15 protein-coding genes are annotated in these 16,502 nt (G+C 67.0%); 10 read left to right on the top strand and 5 right to left on the bottom strand.

The genetic code is table 11. The annotated features are described in order from the left end of the window. The first annotated feature begins 11 nt into the window (after nt 1–11). From QO207_RS14735 to QO207_RS14710, 6 genes are all read left to right on the top strand, one after another. On the top strand, nt 12–1,598 hold the full coding sequence (locus QO207_RS14735) for an ABC transporter substrate-binding protein (protein ID WP_301533127.1): 1,587 nt from the start codon (nt 12–14) through the stop codon (nt 1,596–1,598). Nucleotides 1,599–1,672: 74 nt separating this feature from the next. After that, nucleotides 1,673–2,683, top strand: coding sequence for an ABC transporter permease subunit (locus QO207_RS14730; protein WP_301533126.1), 1,011 nt, complete (start codon nt 1,673–1,675; stop codon nt 2,681–2,683). Nucleotides 2,684–2,697: 14 nt separating this feature from the next. Continuing rightward, nucleotides 2,698–3,609, top strand: a complete 912-nt coding sequence (locus QO207_RS14725; protein WP_301533125.1) for an ABC transporter permease subunit — start codon at nt 2,698–2,700, stop codon at nt 3,607–3,609. 148 nt (nt 3,610–3,757) lie between these two features. After that, the gene (locus QO207_RS14720; RefSeq protein WP_301533124.1) at nt 3,758–4,735 is read left to right on the top strand and encodes an ABC transporter ATP-binding protein; all 978 of its coding nucleotides are present in this window, start codon (nt 3,758–3,760) and stop codon (nt 4,733–4,735) included. Next, on the top strand, nt 4,732–5,703 hold the full coding sequence (locus tag QO207_RS14715) for a peptide ABC transporter ATP-binding protein (protein WP_301533123.1): 972 nt from the start codon (nt 4,732–4,734) through the stop codon (nt 5,701–5,703). Before QO207_RS14720 ends, QO207_RS14715 begins: the two co-directional genes overlap by 4 nt. Before the next feature lie 160 nt (nt 5,704–5,863). After that, nucleotides 5,864–6,526: a hypothetical protein gene (locus tag QO207_RS14710; RefSeq protein ID WP_301533122.1), complete on the top strand. Its 663-nt coding sequence runs from the start codon at nt 5,864–5,866 to the stop codon at nt 6,524–6,526. Between the two features lie 381 nt (nt 6,527–6,907). Here QO207_RS14710 and QO207_RS14705 read toward each other — a convergent pair whose 3' ends face one another. Then, the gene (locus tag QO207_RS14705; RefSeq protein ID WP_301533240.1) at nt 6,908–7,534 is read right to left on the bottom strand and encodes a LysE family translocator; all 627 of its coding nucleotides are present in this window, start codon (nt 7,532–7,534) and stop codon (nt 6,908–6,910) included. Between the two features lie 135 nt (nt 7,535–7,669). On the opposite strand from QO207_RS14705, the gene QO207_RS14700 reads away from it, so the two are divergent. The 3 genes from QO207_RS14700 (at nt 7,670) to prfH (ending at nt 10,110) form a co-directional block, all read left to right on the top strand. After that, a complete protein-coding gene (locus QO207_RS14700) occupies nt 7,670–8,152 on the top strand; it encodes an Lrp/AsnC family transcriptional regulator (RefSeq protein WP_301533121.1) in 483 nt (160 codons plus the stop codon). A 210-nt stretch (nt 8,153–8,362) separates the two neighbouring features. Continuing rightward, entirely contained in the window at nt 8,363–9,499 is a 1,137-nt protein-coding gene (locus QO207_RS14695) for an RNA ligase RtcB family protein (RefSeq protein ID WP_301533120.1), read from the top strand. Next, entirely contained in the window at nt 9,499–10,110 is a 612-nt protein-coding gene (gene prfH, locus QO207_RS14690) for a peptide chain release factor H (protein WP_301533119.1), read from the top strand. Before QO207_RS14695 ends, prfH begins: the two co-directional genes overlap by 1 nt. 2 nt (nt 10,111–10,112) lie before the next feature. Here the strand turns inward: prfH and QO207_RS14685 are convergent, their stop codons facing one another. From QO207_RS14685 to QO207_RS14675, 3 genes are read right to left on the bottom strand one after another with little or no spacing between them, the layout of a single operon-like run. Then, entirely contained in the window at nt 10,113–11,030 is a 918-nt protein-coding gene (locus tag QO207_RS14685; RefSeq protein ID WP_301533118.1) for a biotin-dependent carboxyltransferase family protein, read from the bottom strand. Continuing rightward, entirely contained in the window at nt 11,027–11,704 is a 678-nt protein-coding gene (gene pxpB / locus QO207_RS14680; protein WP_301533117.1) for a 5-oxoprolinase subunit PxpB, read from the bottom strand. Before pxpB ends, QO207_RS14685 begins: the two co-directional genes overlap by 4 nt. Next, the gene (locus QO207_RS14675) at nt 11,701–12,456 is read right to left on the bottom strand and encodes a 5-oxoprolinase subunit PxpA (protein WP_301533116.1); all 756 of its coding nucleotides are present in this window, start codon (nt 12,454–12,456) and stop codon (nt 11,701–11,703) included. The genes pxpB and QO207_RS14675 overlap by 4 nt, the downstream gene beginning before the upstream one ends. Before the next feature lie 131 nt (nt 12,457–12,587). On the opposite strand from QO207_RS14675, the gene lpxO reads away from it, so the two are divergent. After that, nucleotides 12,588–13,487: a lipid A hydroxylase LpxO gene (gene lpxO, locus QO207_RS14670; protein ID WP_301533239.1), complete on the top strand. Its 900-nt coding sequence runs from the start codon at nt 12,588–12,590 to the stop codon at nt 13,485–13,487. Nucleotides 13,488–13,854: 367 nt separating this feature from the next. On the opposite strand, the gene QO207_RS14665 is transcribed toward lpxO, so the two are convergent. After that, nucleotides 13,855–16,401 carry a sulfite reductase flavoprotein subunit alpha gene (locus QO207_RS14665; RefSeq protein ID WP_301533238.1) on the bottom strand — a complete coding sequence of 849 codons (2,547 nt, stop codon included), beginning with the start codon at nt 16,399–16,401 and terminating at the stop codon, nt 13,855–13,857. Between the last annotated feature and the right edge of the window lie 101 nt (nt 16,402–16,502).

Here is a 16,502-nt window from a genome sequence, read left to right as displayed (position 1 = left end):
GGAGACCCGGCATGCCCATCCCGCGACTGATACCGCTTCTGCTCGCCCTCGGCAGCGGCACCGCCCTGGCGCAGAACCTGGTGGTCTGCACCGAAGCGAGCCCGGAAGGCTTCGACATCGTCCAGTACACCGGTGCGGTGACCGCCGACGCCAGCGGCCAGACTGTCTTCAACCGTCTGGCGGACTTCCGCCCCGGCACGACCGAAGTGGTACCGTCGCTGGCGCAGAGCTGGGAGGTCAGCCCCGACGGGCTGACCTACACCTTCCACCTGCGGCCGGACGTGAAGTTCCACACCACCGACTACTTCAAGCCCACCCGCAACTTCAATGCCGACGACGTCGTCTGGACGTTCCAGCGCCCGCTGGACCCGAAGCACCCCTGGCATGAGTCGGCCGCACGCGGCTATGCCTACTTCGACGCCATGGGCATGCGCGACCTGATCAAGTCGGTGGACAAGGTGGACGACCTCACGGTGCGCATCACCCTGAACCATCCGGAATCACCCTTCCTGGCCGACATGGCAATGGACTTCGCCTCCATCTACTCCGCCGAGTATGGCGACCAGTTGCTGGCCGCCGGCAAGCAGGGCCAGTTGAACAACCTGCCCATCGGCACCGGGCCCTTCGTCTTCAATCGCTACGCCAAGGACGCCCAGGTGCGCTTCCGCGCCAACCCCGACTACTTCGGCGGCAAGCCGAAGATCGACAACCTGGTGTTCGCCATTACCCCGGACTCCAACGTCCGGCTGCAGAAGATCCGACGCAACGAGTGCCAGATCGCGCTCTACCCCAAGCCGTCGGACGTTCCGGGCCTCGCGCAGGACAAGAACCTCGCCGTGGACAGCATCGACGCGCTGCTCACGACCTATGTCGCCCTGAATACCCGACACAAGCCGCTGGATGACGTGCGAGTCCGCCAGGCGATCAACCTGGCGTTCGACAAGAAGGCCATGCTGGATGCCGTCTACGGCCCCGGCGCCGCCACGCCGGCCATCAACCCCTACCCCGCCACCATGCTGGGCTACAACAAGGACATTGCCGACTGGCCGCACGACCCGGAGCGCGCCAGGGCGCTGCTCAAGGAAGCGGGCGTGGAGAACCTCAAGCTGACCCTGTTCACCCGCAATGGCAGTTCCTCGACCATTCCCAATGCGGCGCAGATGGCACAGATGCTGCAGTCCGATCTGGCCAAGGTTGGCATCACCCTGGAGATCCGCACCCTGGAATTCGGCGAGCTGATCAAGCGCATCAAGGCCGGCGAGCACGACCTTTCGCTGTACGGCGGCTGGGCTGGCGACAACGGCGACCCGGACAACTTCCTCTCGCCCAACCTGAGCTGCGCGGCGGCGAAATCGGGCGAAAACCATGCTTTCTGGTGCGATCAGAGCTTCGAGGCGCTGATCCAGGAAGCCCGCCAGACCAGCGATAGCGCAAAACGGGCGGAACTTTACAGAAAGGCGACATCCATATTCCACGAACAGGCCCCGTGGATTCCCCTGGCACATCCTAAGCTGTTCAATGTGCGCCGCAGCAATATCCAGGGCTACACCATCAGCCCGCTGACGAAAAACAACTTCGCCGACGTTCAGATCCAGTAACCGGCAAAGTCATAAGAAACCGGCGCCCGTCGTGATCCGACGGGTAGCCGCTCGATGAGGAGCCCCCGACCACCATGCTGAGTTTCATCGCACGCCGATTCGGTCTGCTGATCCCGACCTTCTTCGGCGTCACCCTGCTCACCTTCGCGCTGATCCGCCTGATTCCGGGCGACCCCGTGGAAGTGATGATGGGTGAACGCCGCGTCGATCCGCAGATGCATGCCGAGGCCATGCACCGCCTGGGGCTCGACAAGCCCCTCTACCAGCAGTACCTCGACTACGTCGGCAACCTCGCCCAGGGCAACCTCGGCGAATCGCTGACCACCCGCGACAGCGTCTGGCACGAGTTCCTCACCCTGTTCCCCGCGACCCTCGAACTGTCCCTGGCGGCCCTGCTGTTCGCTGGCGTCTTCGGCCTGCTCGCCGGGGTGATCGCGGCCTTGAAGCGCGGCTCGCTGTTCGACCACGGAGTGATGACCATCTCCCTGGCCGGCTACTCGATGCCGATCTTCTGGTGGGGCCTGATCCTCATCATGCTGTTCTCCGTCTCCCTGGGCTGGACGCCGGTTTCCGGGCGCCTGGACCTGCTCTACGACATCGAGCCGAAAACCGGCTTCATGCTCATCGACACCCTGCTCTCGGATGAGGAAGGCTCCTTCGTGGACGCCGTGCGCCACCTGATCCTGCCGGCCATCGTGCTGGGCACCATCCCGCTGGCGGTGATCGCCCGCATGACCCGCTCCTCGATGCTCGAAGTGCTGCGCGAGGACTACGTGCGAACTGCCCGCGCCAAGGGCCTGTCGCCGGCTCGCGTGGTGTTCGTGCACGCCCTGCGCAACGCCATGATCCCGGTGCTCACCGTGTTCGGCCTGCAGGTCGGCACGCTTCTGGCCGGTGCGGTGCTGACCGAGACCATCTTCTCCTGGCCGGGCATCGGCAAGTGGCTGATCGACGCCATCGGCCGCCGCGACTACCCGGTGGTGCAGAACGGCATCCTGCTGGTGGCGACCCTGGTGATCCTGGTGAACTTCATCGTGGACATCCTCTACGGCCTCGCCAACCCACGCATCCGTCACCAACGCTAACCGGAGCCGAAGCCATGAATGCCAACGCCAAAGCTCCCGCCAGTGACCCGAGTCTGGTCTATCCGTCCCCGCTGAAAGAATTCTGGCACGCCTTCTCGCGCAACAAGGGCGCGGTCGGTGGCCTGCTGTTCATGCTGGTCATCGTGTTCTGCGCGCTGTTCGCGCCCTGGGTCGCGCCCCATGACCCGAGCGAGCAGTTCCGCGACTTCCTGCTCACCCCGCCACTCTGGCTCGAAGGTGGCAACGCGCAGTTCCTGCTGGGCACCGACGAACTGGGCCGCGACCTGCTCTCGCGGCTGATGCACGGCGCGCGGCTGTCGCTGATGATCGGCCTGACCTCGGTACTGATCTCGATGATCCCCGGCATCTTCCTCGGCCTGCTCGCCGGCTTCTCGCCGACCCGCCTGGGCCCAGTGATCATGCGCCTGATGGACATCATGCTGGCCCTGCCCTCGCTGCTGCTGGCGGTGGCCATCGTCGCCATCCTCGGCCCGGGCCTGATCAACACCGTGATCGCCATCGCCATCGTCTCGCTGCCGGCCTATGTGCGTCTGACCCGCGCCGCGGTAATGGGCGAACTGAATCGAGACTACGTCACCGCCTCGCGCCTGGCCGGCGCCGGCACCCTGCGCCTGATGTTCGTCACCGTGCTGCCCAACTGCATGGCGCCGCTGATCGTGCAGGCCACCCTGAGCTTCTCCTCGGCGATCCTCGACGCCGCCGCCCTGGGCTTCCTCGGCCTCGGCGTGCAACCGCCGACGCCCGAGTGGGGCACCATGCTGGCCTCCGCGCGCGACTACATCGAGCGCGCCTGGTGGGTCGTCTCGCTGCCCGGCCTGACCATCCTGCTCAGCGTGCTGGCGATCAACCTGATGGGCGACGGCCTGCGCGATGCGCTGGACCCGAAGCTGAAGAACGCGGCGTGAGGAGCATCCCGATGAATACTTTCGTGCTCTTCGTAGGAGCGAGCTTGCTCGCGAACCTGCAGTCCTCTGCGCCCCCAATTCGCGAGCAAGGACTAAGGCGTCCCCCTCGCTCCTACAAAAAGAACAAGAGCCTGATGGAGACCGCCGTATGAGCCTCCTCGACCTGCGCAATCTCTCGGTCCGCTTCGGCGACCGCAACGCCGTCCCGGTGGTGGACGGCCTCGACCTCTCGGTGGACAAGGGCGAAGTCCTGGCCATCGTCGGCGAATCCGGCTCCGGCAAATCGGTGACCATGATGGCCCTGATGGGCCTGATCGACGCCCCCGGCATCATCACCGCCGACACCATGCAGTTCGACGGCACTGACATGCTGCGCCTGAAGGGCCGCGAGCGGCGGCGCATCGTCGGCAAGGACATCGCCATGGTCTTCCAGGACCCGATGACCGCCCTCAACCCCAGCTTCACCGTCGGCTACCAGATCGAGGAAGTGCTCAAGCTGCACCTCGGCCTGCGCGGCAAGGCCCTGCGCCAGCGCGCCCTGGAACTGCTCGAACGGGTGGAAATCCCCGGCGCCGCGCAGCGCCTGGACGCCTACCCGCACCAGCTGTCCGGCGGCATGAGCCAGCGCGTCGCGATCGCCATGGCGATTGCCGGCGAGCCCAAGCTGCTGATCGCCGACGAACCCACCACCGCGCTGGACGTGACCATCCAGGCGCAGATCATGGAGCTGCTGCTGAACCTGCAGCGCGACCAGGGCATGGCGCTGATCCTGATCACCCACGACCTCGCCGTGGTCGCCGAGACCGCCCAGCGCGTCTGTGTGATGTACGCGGGGCAAGCAGTGGAAATCGGCGAAGTGCCGGCGCTGTTCGACGTGCCGACTCATCCGTACACCGAGGCGCTGCTCAAGGCGATTCCCGAGCACAGCGCCGGCGAGGAGCGCCTGGCCACCCTGCCCGGCATCGTTCCCGGCAAGTACGACCGTCCACAGGGCTGCCTGCTGTCGCCGCGCTGCCCCTACGTGCAGGACAACTGCCGCAACGTGCGTCCAGCCCTGGAAGCTCACGAGCGCGGCGCCGTGCGCTGCTTCTACCCGCTCAACCTGAACACCGAGGTGGCCCGATGAGCGCCGTCCTGACCGCCCGCGACCTGACCCGTCATTACGAAATCTCCCAGGGCCTGTTCAAGCCGCACGCCCTGGTCCGCGCACTGAACGGCGTGTCCTTCGACCTGCAGGCCGGCAAGACCCTCGCCGTGGTCGGCGAGTCCGGCTGTGGCAAGTCCACCCTCGCTCGCGCGCTGACCCTGATCGAGGAGCCGACCTCCGGTTCGCTGCAGATCGCCGGCCACGAGGTGAAGGGCGCCGACCACGACACCCGCAAGCAACTGCGCCGCGACGTGCAGATGGTCTTCCAGAACCCCTACGCCTCGCTCAACCCGCGGCAGAAGATCGGCGACCAGTTGGCCGAGCCGCTGGTCATCAACACCAGCCTGTCCCGCGTCGAACGCCGCGAGCGCGTGCAGGCGATGATGAAGCAGGTCGGCCTGCGCCCCGAGCACTACCAGCGCTACCCGCACATGTTCTCCGGCGGCCAGCGCCAGCGCATCGCCCTGGCCCGCGCCATGATGCTGCGGCCCAAGGTGCTGGTGGCGGACGAGCCGACCTCGGCGCTGGACGTGTCGATCCAGGCGCAGGTGCTCAACCTGTTCATGGACCTGCAGCAGGAGTTCGGCACCGCCTACGTATTCATCTCCCACAACCTCGCCGTGGTCCGCCACGTGGCCGACGATGTGCTGGTGATGTACCTCGGCCGCCCGGCGGAGATGGGCCCGGCGGACAAGCTCTACGAACGACCACTGCACCCCTACACCCAGGCGCTGCTGTCGGCGACCCCGGCCATCCACCCCGATCCGGACAAGCCCAAGATCAAGATCCAGGGCGAACTCCCCAACCCGCTCAACCCGCCTACCGGCTGCGCCTTCCACAAGCGCTGCCCCTATGCGACCGAGCGCTGCAAGAGCGAGGTGCCCGAGCTGCGCGTACTCGATGAACGCCAGGTGGCCTGCCACCATGCAGAGCAGTTCCTGAACTGATACGAAACGGGCCGGTCATAGGCCGGCCCCTCTTTCGGAATCAGCTGCGTCCTACAGCGCAGACGGAACAGGCCTATCGCCTGATCCAGACAGTCCCGCCAGGGTGGCGTCCCGCCACTGCCTGCACGCCGTGGCCGTTATCCACAGGGCCACACCATCCATGCTGCTGTTCTACCTCCTGCTCATCCTCGTCACCGCCGTCGTCGCCAATGTGCAGTTGCACAGGTGGAAGCGTCAGCGGCGCATGGACGTGCGCGCGGCAGTGAAGTCGCAGAAGCAGAAGAAGCCTGCGCCGAGGAAAAAGGCGACAGCGGAAGTCGATCTCGACGAAATCGACTGGGACGGTCTCGACCAGGAAGAGCTGGATTTCAGCGCGCCGCCCCCGCCAGCGCCAAAGCCACCGCCCGCGCCGACCCGTGCCAAGGCTCCCGCCCAGCCGCCAGTCGAGGCCAAGCCGAAAACGGAGCCAAAGGACGAGTTTTTCCCGCTGGAAAGGGCTCTGCCGCCAGGGCAGCTCACAGCCGCCCAACGCGACGAGGCCATGGCGCATCTGCTCAAAGCCGGCCTGCACATCCCCGCCCCAGAGCCAGGTGAGAAGCACGTGGTGCTGGACATGGACGATGGCAGCTACGTGCCGGTGGCAACGCACCCGGCTGCAGCAGCCATTGCCCTCGGCCATCTCGCCGAGAACCTGAAGCCGTGCAAGGGCGCGCAGTTGCTACGCGAGTTGCGTGGCCAGGAGCTGGGGCTGCTGGTGGTGGCGCGTAATCCGCAGAAGCCTTCGGTGGCGCGGCTGTGGAAGATCCAGCCGGAAGACCTCTGAATCGCGGCCCCGCGCTGTCATTGCGACTTCCGTAGGAGCGGACTTCGTCCGCGATGTGCCACAGGCCAGCTCGGAACCGCCGGCGATCTATCGCGGACGGAGTCCGCTCCTACGCCCTCTCCACGCCACGGCGCAGACCTGTAGGAGCGGACTTTGTCCGCGATGTGCCGCAGGCCAGCTCAGAGCCGCCGGCGATCTATCGCGGACGGAGTCCGCTCCTACGCCCTCTCCAGGCCACGGCGCAGACCTGTAGGAGCGGACTTTGTCCGCGATGTGCCACAGGCCAGCTCGGAACCGCCGGCAATCTATCGCGGACGGAGTCCGCTCCTACGCCCTATCCAGACAACGGAGCGGAACCGTAACGAAGCGCATCGTGCGCGCCTACAGATCGCGAAGCAGCGCCAGGCGCACGCCGAAGCCCAGCAGGATGCCGCCGAAGCCCCACTGCTGAACGCGCTGCATCGCCCGGTGCCGCGCCAGCCAGCGGCCCATACGCTCGCCGCTGACGGCGTAGAAGCTGTCGAAGCCCATCCCGACCAGCACCAGCACGCCACCCAGCAGGGCGAACTGCAATGCCAACGGGCCGTTCTGTGGATGGATGAACTGCGGCAGCAACACCGAGCAGAACAGCAGCGCCTTGGGGTTGAGCAGGTTGGTCAGCAGGCCGCGACGGAATGCACGCCGATAGCTGACCGTGGATAAACCAGCCGCGCCCGTCGCCACCGGCAAACCAACCGGTGCACGCAGCAGTTGCAGGCCGATCCACGCCAGGTAGAGACCACCGCCGATGCGCACCACATCGAAGGTCCAGGGTGCCGTGCGAAACAGCAGCGCCAGCCCGGTCGCCGCCAGGGCGACGTGGCAGCCACGGGCGAGGCCGAGCCCTACAGCGGTTGCCAGGGCTGCGCGGCAACCGTCACGGGCACCCGTGTGCAGCAGGAGAATCATGTCCGGCCCCGGCAGCAGGTAGACCATCGCCAGGGCCAGCAGGAACACGCCGATATCCACAAGAATCACTCCGAAGAAGTCATTGCGGATAGGGATTCTATGCCTGAAAGCCAAGGTAGGTGCTTGCGTATTCGACCAGCATGGAGCTCAGGATTGGCATATCCTGCCAACCAAGAACTAATCGACAAGCCAATCATGCCAATTCCAAAACTAGACGCCTACGACCACCGCATCCTCGCCGCGCTGCAGCGCGATGGCCGCCTGAGCAACGTCGAACTGGCCGAGGAGATCGGTCTGTCGCCCTCCCCCTGCCTGCGCCGGGTACGCCTGCTGGAAGAGGCCGGGATGATCCGCGGCTACCACGCCGAACTGGGTCGCGACGAAGTCGGCCTGGGGCTGACCGTGTTCGTCGGGGTGAAGGTGGAGCGCCACAGCGACAGCAGCGCCGCCGCCTTCCGCCAGGCCGTGATCGACTTGCCGGAAGTCATCTCGGTGCACCTGGTCAGCGGCGAGTCGGACTTCCTCCTGCAAGTGGTGCTGCCCGATCTGCGCGCCTACGAGCAGTTCCTCACCGGCACCCTGCTCAAGCTGCCGGGCGTCAGCGACATCCGCAGCAACTTCGCGATCCAGACGGTGAAGGAGTCGGCGCCCCTGCCGCTGCGCCATTTGCCGAAATAGCGGGATTGCGCGCGGGCGGCCGCGCGCCTATCATTCGCAGCCTTCCCATCCACCGACAGCAAAGGAGAGACATCATGCAAGCACTGATCACCCTTTGCAGGTCGCGTCTGGCGTAATCGCTTCTCCGCCGCCCCTCTGGCGGCATCGCATTGCCCGGCTCCGGCCTGCCCCCATCCTCTTTTTTCGTTTCATTCCTCATGGGATTGGACAATGGGCAATTGCATCCAAAATCTGTCCGACGGCATCACCCTGATCGCCGCGGACGACACCTGGATCGAAGGTAAAGCGATCCAGCAACTTGAAACCACCGCCCGCCTGCCGGGCATGCAGCGTGTCGCCGGCATGCCGGACTTGCACCCCGGTCGCGGCTACCCGATCGGCGCGGCGTTCTTCTCCAGCGGCCGCTTGTACCCGGCGTTGGTGGGCAACGACATCGGCTGCGGCATGGCCTTGTGGCGCACCGATATCGCCACCGCCAAGCTGAACCTCGACAAGCTGGAAAAGCGCCTGGGCAACCTCGACGGCCCGCTGGACGACGACTGGAGCGAGCGCATTGCGAGCTTCGGCCTGCCACCCTGCGGCCACGAGCATTCGCTGGGCACCATCGGCGGCGGCAACCACTTCGCCGAGCTGCAGCAACTCGACCAGCTCTACGACGAAGCGGCCGTGGCAGCCCTCGGTCTCGACCGCCGGCACCTGCTCCTGCTGGTGCACAGCGGCTCGCGCGGCCTGGGCGAAGCCATCCTGCGCGAACAGGTGGATCGCTTCAGCCACCAGGGCCTCGAACAAGGCACCGACGACTGCACGCACTATCTGAACCGCCACGACGGCGCGCTGCGTTTCGCCGAAGCCAACCGTCAGCTGATCGCCCTGCGCATGCTCGACCGCCTGCGCTCAGACGGTGCGCAGGTGCTGGACGTGAACCACAACCTGGTCAGCCCGGCGCAGGTCGAAGGCGTCGACGGCTGGCTGCACCGCAAGGGCGCCACGCCGGCGGATCGTGGGGTGATGGTCATCCCCGGTTCGCGCGGCGACTACAGCTACCTGGTGGAGCCGGTCGCCGATCCGCGCAGCCTGTTCTCCCTCGCCCACGGCGCGGGACGCAAGTGGATGCGCAGCGAGTGCAAGGACCGGCTCTCGGCACGCTACCGCGTCGAGCAACTGGCCCGCACCGCGCTGGGCAGCCGGGTAATCTGCGGTGATCGCGGCTTGCTCTACGAGGAGGCGCCGGAAGCCTACAAGGCCATCGACTCGGTGGTCGGCGCGCTGCGTGAAGCGGGGCTGCTGCGGGTACTGGCGCGGCTGAAGCCGGTGCTGACCTACAAGACCCGCGGGGAGTGCTGCTGATGATCCTGCTGCAACTTTCCGCGGCCCAGGGGCCGGACGAATGCGCGCTGGCCGTGACCAAGGCCCTGCAGCACCTGCTGCGCGAGGCCGAGGCCAGCGGCGCCGAGGTGCGCGTGATCGAGGAAGAAGCCGGCGCGCGCCGGGGCACCCTGCTCTCGGTGCTGCTGGCGCTGGACGGCGGCTCGGCGGCAACCCTGGCCGAGGACTGGAGCGGCACCCTGCAATGGGTCTGCGCCAGCCCTTACCGGCCCAATCACGGGCGCAAGAACTGGTACTTCGGCGGCGCGGTATTCAGCGCGCCGCAGGCCAGCCTCGAAGGTGAAGTACGCTTTGAAACCCTGCGCTCCTCCGGCCCCGGCGGGCAGCACGTCAACACCACCGACTCGGCGGTGCGCGCCACCCACGTCGCCAGCGGCCTGAGCGTGAAGGTGCAGAGCGAACGCAGCCAGCACGCCAACAAGCGTCTGGCGCTGCTGCTGATCGCCCGCAAGCTGGAGGAACGCGCGGAGCAGGCGAGCAGCGAGCTGCGCGCCGAACGCCGGCTGGTGCATCACCACCTTGAACGCGGCAATCCGCGCCGGGTGTTTCGCGGCGAACGCTTCGAAGGCTGAGTTCAGCCGCAGAAGAAACGCAGGAATGCGCGCAGGTCCGCCTGCGCCTGTTCCACGCTGGCCGGGGCGAAGCGTACTGCGCTGTGCGCCGGGCATTGGGCCAGGCGGCCGATGTCCAGCGGGTGCAGCACGCCCAGCAACGGATAGCCGCCCATGCTCTGGCGGTCGGCCAGCAGGACAATCGGCTGGCCGTCCGGCGGCACCTGGATGGCACCTTCCACTATCCCCAACGACCATTGCCGGCGAGGCGCGCTCAGCGCCTCGCCGCGCAGTCGCACGCCCATGCGGTCGGATTGCGGGCTGACCTGCCAGCCCTGCGCGAATAAGGCCTGGCGCTGCTCTTCGCTGAAGGCATCCGGGCCGGGCAGCACGCGCAAGATTGGGCTCTCGCGGTAATCCGGTCGATAAGGCCAGGGCACGCTGGCGCCGTGCGCGAAGTGCCCACCGAGGGCGGCGCACTCCAGCAGATCACCTGCCACCAGCGGCTGGCCATTGCCGGCAAGGCCGCCGAGCTTTTCCCGCGCCTGGGTCGCGACGCTGCCCAGTATCGGCTGCGCCACGAAACCTCCGGCAGCGGCGAGATACGCCCGTTGTCCGGCACGGGCGAAGCCCAGTTTCAGGCGCTGCCCTGCCCGTACGCGAAAGCGCGACCAGCCCGGCAGCGGCTCGCCTTCGAGGGTCGCCGGCAGCTCGGCGCCGGTCAGCGCCAGCCAGGTGTCCGCCCGCACTTCCAGCTCCACGCCGCCCAGCGCTATCTCCAGCAACGGCAGGCCCGACGTGTTGCCGAGCAGACGATTGGCCCAGGCGGCCGCATGTTTATCCACAGGACCGCCGGGGGATACGCCGAGGTGCTGCCAGCCCTGCCGGCCGCCGTCCTGCAGCAGGCACAACGGGCCGCAGGCGATGACTTGCAGGCTCATGGCCGGCCTCCGGCTGCGCGATAAGTCGCCTCGTCGATGGGCAGGAAGCGCACGAGATCGCCCACCGCCAACGGACAAGGCGGCTGCCGGTGCGGATCGAACAGGCGCTGCGCGGTGCGGCCGAGCAGGTGCCAGCCGCCGGGCGATGCCTGTGGATAAACTGCCGTCTGCCGTTCGGCGATGGCCAGGCTGCCGGCAGGCACGTGGGTGCGCGGTGTGGCCCGGCGCGGCAGGGCAAGGCGTTGGTCCAGCTCTCCGAGGTAGGCGAAGCCGGGGGAAAAACCGATGGCGCCGACGCGATAGTCGCGGCCGGCGTGCAGGTCGATCACCTGGGCCGGGGTAAGCCCGCAGAGACGGGCGACTTCCGCGAGGTCTTCACTGGCGTACCACACCGCGATCTCATGCAGGCGTCCGGCGTTGTCGGCGTGGGAGTCGCCGGGCCAGTCCGCCAGCGCGGCCTGCACGCGAAGCTGCAACTGCGGCAGGTCGATGCGCAGCAGGTCGTAGTGCAGCAACAGCGTGGTCCAGCCGGGCACACAGTCGGTCAGCGTCGAACCCAGCTCGGCGCGCAGGCGCTCGGCCAGATGGGCGATGCGCAGCGGCAGCGCGTCGTCGGGCTGCTCGGCGAGGGTAATCAGCAGCGCCGAGGCGCCTAAGGCTTCGACGCGGATCATGCCTGGTCCAGCAGGCCACGCAGGCGCCGCAGCGCCGCCAGGGATTCGGGATTGTCGCCATGCACGCAGAGGCTGTCGGCGCGCAGGCGCAGCGGGTTGCCGTCGATGTCCGGGAAGGCTTCGCCACGGGCAATGGCCAGGGCCTGGTCGAGGATGCGCTGCGGATCATGGTGCACGGCGTTGGGCAGCCGGCGCGGGGCGAGCTGGCCGTCGGGCAGGTAGGCGCGGTCGGCGAAGGCTTCGAACATCAGCGGCACGTCGGCGGTGTCAGCCAGTTGCAGCTCGCGGCGGTTGTCGGCCAGGGCCAGCACCATCAGCGGCAGGCGCTTGCGGTAGGCGGCGCAGGCGTCGAGCACAGCGGCGAGCAACGCGTCGTCGCGCACCAGGTCGTTGTACAGCGCGCCGTGAGGCTTCACGTAGGCCACCTGGGTGCCGGCGGCGCGGCAGAAGGCATCCAGCGCGCCGATCTGGTAGAGCACCAGGGCGTGGACTTCCTCGGGCGAACAGCTCATGTGCCGGCGGCCGAAGCCGGCCAGGTCCGGGTAGGCCGGGTGCGCGCCGATGCTGACACCCTGCTCCACCGCCAGGCGAACGGTGCGCTGCATGGTCAGCGGGTCGCCCGCGTGGTAGCCGCAGGCGAGGTTGGCCTGGTCGATCAGCGGCATGGCGTGGGCGTCATCGCCCATGCGCCAGGCGCCGAAGCTTTCGCCCATGTCGCAGTTGAGCAGGATTGGCGTGGTGCGCTGGTTCATCGGTAGGCCCCGGGATCAATCTGGTACACAGGTTACTGTACGAATCCACCTTTGGCCTTTGGAGAATATTCAGTCACGTTCAGGAGGAGTACCATTCCGCCTCTAGACCCGTGGAAACCGTCCCCCGAATGATCAAAGCCGCCATTCTGGCCGCCTTCGGCCTGAGCATCGTTTATGTCCACCTGCGTGGGCGGGTGCGCCACAAGTTCACGCGTCAGCTGAGTGACCACTCCAGCTTCCTGGCGCCGATCAACTGCCTGATGTACCTGTTTTCCAAGGTGCCGAGCCGGCCGTACCTGGCGACCGACGAATTCCCCGAGATGCGCCTGCTGTCCGAGAACTGGGAGACCATCCGCAGCGAAGCCCTGCACCTGCGCGACGCTGGCAGCATCAAGCGCTCCGAGCAGCTCAACGACGTGGGCTTCAACTCCTTCTTCAAGACCGGCTGGAAGCGCTTCTACCTGAAGTGGTACGACGACAGCCACCCGTCCGCCGACGCGCTGTGCCCGAAGACTACCGAGCTGCTGCGACAGATTCCGTCGGTGAAGGCGGCCATGTTCGCCGAGTTGCCGCCGGGTTCGCGCCTGGTGCGCCACCGCGATCCCTACGCCGGTTCGCTGCGCTATCACCTGGGCCTGCTGACGCCGAACGATCCGGGCTGCTTCATCGAGGTGGACGGCGAGCGCTACCACTGGCGCGACGGCGAGGCGGTGGTGTTCGACGAGACCTTCATCCACTACGCCGAGAACACCACGGACCACGACCGGGTGATCCTCTTCTGCGACATCGAGCGGCCCCTGAAATACGGCTGGGTGACGGCCTTCAACCGCTGGTTCAGCCGCAACGTGATGGCCGCCGCGGCCTCGCCCAACGACGCGGGCGACAAGACCGGCGGCATCAACCGCGCCTTCGCTTCGCTGTACAAGATTCGCCTGCAGGGCAAAGCCCTGAAGAAGCGCAACCGCAAGCTGTATTACCTGCAGAAGTGGGGCTTCTTTGCGGCGGTGCTGGCCGTCTTTCTGTGGATTTGAGCCGGCTGTGGATATGAGCCGCTCCTGAAACAACAAAGGCCTCCGCAAATGCGGGGGCCTTTTGTTTGGGGCAATGGGGGCGTTGTAGGAGCGGACCTTGTCCGCGAAACCCCACGCGGCGGAACTCGCTACACCCGGTGAACACTGCCTACAACGCCAACGCCGGCCCTGCCGGCGGATCGCGGACAAGGTCCGCTCCTACAGGGTGCGCCCGCCTTTGATCCTGTAGGAGCGAGCTTGCTCGCGAACCCGCCCCACACCGGAGCCGCCGGGGAATCCGTTCGCGAGCAAGCTCGCTCCTACGAAACCCACTCAAACCAGGCGTAGGAGCGGACTCCGTCCGCGATTGGCCACCCCCAACGCCAAATCAATAAACATCACGGCGATAGCGCCCGCTCTCCAGCAGCGCCTCGACCTCCACGTCGCCGAGCATCTCGCGCAGGGCGCGGTCGACGCCCTCGGCCATGCCCTGCAGGCTGCCGCAGACGTAGATCGCCGCGCCGTCGTCGAGCCACTGGGCGAGGACTTCGCCACTCTCGCGCAGGCGGTCCTGCACGTAGACCTTCTCGGCCTGATCGCGGGAGAAGGCAACATCCAGCCGCTGCAGTTCGCCACGCGCCAGCAGGCCTTCCAGCTCCTCGCGGCAGTAGAAGTCGTGGGCGATGTTGCGCTCGCCGAACAGCAGCCAGTTGCGCGCGCGGCCCTCGGCCACGCTCGCCTGCAGCAGTGCCCGCAGGCCGGCGATGCCGGTGCCGTTGCCGATCAGGATCAGCGGGCGATCCTCCTCGGTCAGGTGGAAGCTGCGGTTGCGCCGCAGGCGCAGCAGCAGGCTGCCACCCTCTGGCAGGTACTCGGTCAGCCAGCCGGAGCAGATGCCCAGCGAGCCATCGGCGTGCTGCTCCTGGCGGACGATCAGCTCCAGGGCACCTGCGCTGCGCAGCGAGGCGATGGAGTACTGGCGCACCGAGAGTTTGATCAGCCCGTCGTAGACCGCCTGGCCGTGCTGGCCGACCAGGTGTTCGAGGTTGCCCGGCAGCAGGCAACCGGCCAGAGCGTCCTTGAGCGGCATGGCCAGGCCATCCACCTGCACCTTGGCGACGCCATCCAGGCCCAGGCGTTCGAGCCAGCGGGCGACGAGGAAGTCCGGTTGGCGCGGGACGATTTCCACCAGGTCGCCGGCGGCCCAGTCGATCTGCGAATCGCTCGGTGCGGAGAGGCTCAGCAGCCAGGTGGATTCACCCTGGCTGCCGGGATTGAGGTGTTCGCGACCACTCAGCGTCCAGACCTCGAAAGCCGGCGCGGTGAAAGCCACTTGCGGTGCAGCGCCGGAGAGTTCGGCCAGGCGCACCTGCCAGTCGTGCAGCGCGGCGGCATCGCCGTTGTCGACTTCCACGCCATCGAACAGCGGGCGCGCGCCCTGCCCTTGCAGCCAGTCTTGCATGCGCCGGGCGAAGCCGCAGAAGTGTTCGTACTGGCGGTCGCCCAGAGCCAGGACGGCGAAACGCAGGTCGTTGAGGCCGAGGGCCTGACCAAGCACCTGGCGCTCGAAGCCGCGGGCGCTGTCCGGCGCTTCACCTTCACCGAAGGTGCTGACCACGAACAGCGCGTTGCGAGTCTGCTCCAGCTGCGCGCGGTCCAGCTTGCCCAGCGGTTCGACACGCACCGGCAGCCCGGCGGCCTGCAACTGGCCGGCGCTCTGCCAGGCCAGTTGCTCGGCGAAGCCGCTCTGGCTCGCATAACCCACCAGCCAGGAGTCGGCGCCGCCGCTGTTGTTGTCCAACTCGCCACGGGCGGCCAGGGCCGCGCGCTTCTTGCGCCGGCGGTCGAGGTAGAGCAGCCAGCCGGTGATGAAGAACAGCGGCATGCTCAGGCTGGCGAGCATCATCAGGATGCGCCCGGTGAGGCCGAAGTAGCTGCCCACGTGCAGCGCGTAGACGCTGGTGAGCAGTTGCTTGCCAGCGCTGCTGTCGTTATAGCGACGGTCCTTGAGCAGCTTGCCGCTGGCCGGGTCGATGGTCATCTCGTTGAAGGCACGCTCGTGGGCGGCGTCATCGAGGAGGTAGAACACGGTGGCCGGCTGGCCCTTCACCGGCGGCAGGCGCAGGTTGTAGGCGGTCATGTTGGATCCGCCGGTCTGCGCGATGGTGTTCCAGACGGCCGTGGCATCCACCACCGGCGGCGGGCCTTCAGGCGCCGGGCCGCGTTTGCCGCCGCGCTGGCCGCCCTTGGCCTGGCCGGCGGGGGCGTCGTCGAGCAGCTTGAACAGGCCGTTGCGGTACCACTCGTAGGACCAGTACAGGCCGGTCAGCGCGGCCAGGAGGTAGAACACCAGGCACCAGGTGCCGACCACGGCATGCAAGTCCCAGTTGAACGCGCGGCCCGTCTTGCGCCAGTCGAAGGTCAGCCAGGTGCGCCAGTTCAGCGCCTTGCGCGGCCAGCGCAGGTAGAGGCCGGAGAGGCAGAAGAAGATCAGGATCAGGGTGCAGGCAGCCGTGATGCGCTGGCCGACTTCGCCGGCGGCGAGGAAGCGGTGCAGCTGCATGATGAACATGAAGGCGCCCTCGCCCACGGGTGCGGGCAGAGCTTCAGCGGTGTAAGGGTCGACATAGCGCGATTCGCCGCGACGCTGGCCCGGCGGCGGGCTGAAGAAGATGCGTGCGGACTCCACGCCTTCGGTCTTGAGCCAGAGGAAGGAAACCTTCTTGCCCGGCTCGGCGCTCTCCACCCGGCGGATCAGCTCGTCCATCGGCAGCACGGCTTCGGCGCGCTTTTCCACCACCAGGCTGTCGGGGTTGATGGCGCGCAGGATTTCGTCCTGGAACGACAGCATCGCCCCGGTAATGCCCATCAGCGCCAGCACCAGACCTGCGCTGATACCGAACAGCCAATGCAACTGGAACAGGACTTTCTTCAACACCGCGACTCACCTTCGGACACCCATCACGCAGGGTGGGCATTTTAATGAGAATGGCTCGCATACGCAGCCGATTTAACAATCTTTACCCTGGCCTTACT

The organism is Pseudomonas sp. CAN1 (assembly GCF_030462585.1).
Taxonomy (GTDB): Bacteria; Pseudomonadota; Gammaproteobacteria; order Pseudomonadales; family Pseudomonadaceae; genus Pseudomonas.
The sequence above is the reverse complement of the archived record's forward strand: the minus strand, read 5'-3'. Positions and strand labels throughout refer to the sequence as shown.

Bases quoted from the DNA above. Each gene is read 5' to 3' on its own strand.
- QO207_RS14735 (WP_301533127.1), top strand. From the start codon at position 12: ATGCCCATCCCGCGACTGATACCGCTTCTGCTCGCCCTCGGCAGCGGC.
- QO207_RS14730 (WP_301533126.1), top strand. From the start codon at position 1,673: ATGCTGAGTTTCATCGCACGCCGATTCGGTCTGCTGATCCCGACCTTC.
- QO207_RS14725 (WP_301533125.1), top strand. From the start codon at position 2,698: ATGAATGCCAACGCCAAAGCTCCCGCCAGTGACCCGAGTCTGGTCTAT.
- QO207_RS14720 (WP_301533124.1), top strand. From the start codon at position 3,758: ATGAGCCTCCTCGACCTGCGCAATCTCTCGGTCCGCTTCGGCGACCGC.
- QO207_RS14715 (WP_301533123.1), top strand. From the start codon at position 4,732: ATGAGCGCCGTCCTGACCGCCCGCGACCTGACCCGTCATTACGAAATC.
- QO207_RS14710 (WP_301533122.1), top strand. From the start codon at position 5,864: ATGCTGCTGTTCTACCTCCTGCTCATCCTCGTCACCGCCGTCGTCGCC.
- QO207_RS14700 (WP_301533121.1), top strand. From the start codon at position 7,670: ATGCCAATTCCAAAACTAGACGCCTACGACCACCGCATCCTCGCCGCG.
- QO207_RS14695 (WP_301533120.1), top strand. From the start codon at position 8,363: ATGGGCAATTGCATCCAAAATCTGTCCGACGGCATCACCCTGATCGCC.
- prfH (WP_301533119.1), top strand. From the start codon at position 9,499: ATGATCCTGCTGCAACTTTCCGCGGCCCAGGGGCCGGACGAATGCGCG.
- QO207_RS14685 (WP_301533118.1), bottom strand. From the start codon at position 11,030: ATGAGCCTGCAAGTCATCGCCTGCGGCCCGTTGTGCCTGCTGCAGGAC.
- pxpB (WP_301533117.1), bottom strand. From the start codon at position 11,704: ATGATCCGCGTCGAAGCCTTAGGCGCCTCGGCGCTGCTGATTACCCTC.
- QO207_RS14675 (WP_301533116.1), bottom strand. From the start codon at position 12,456: ATGAACCAGCGCACCACGCCAATCCTGCTCAACTGCGACATGGGCGAA.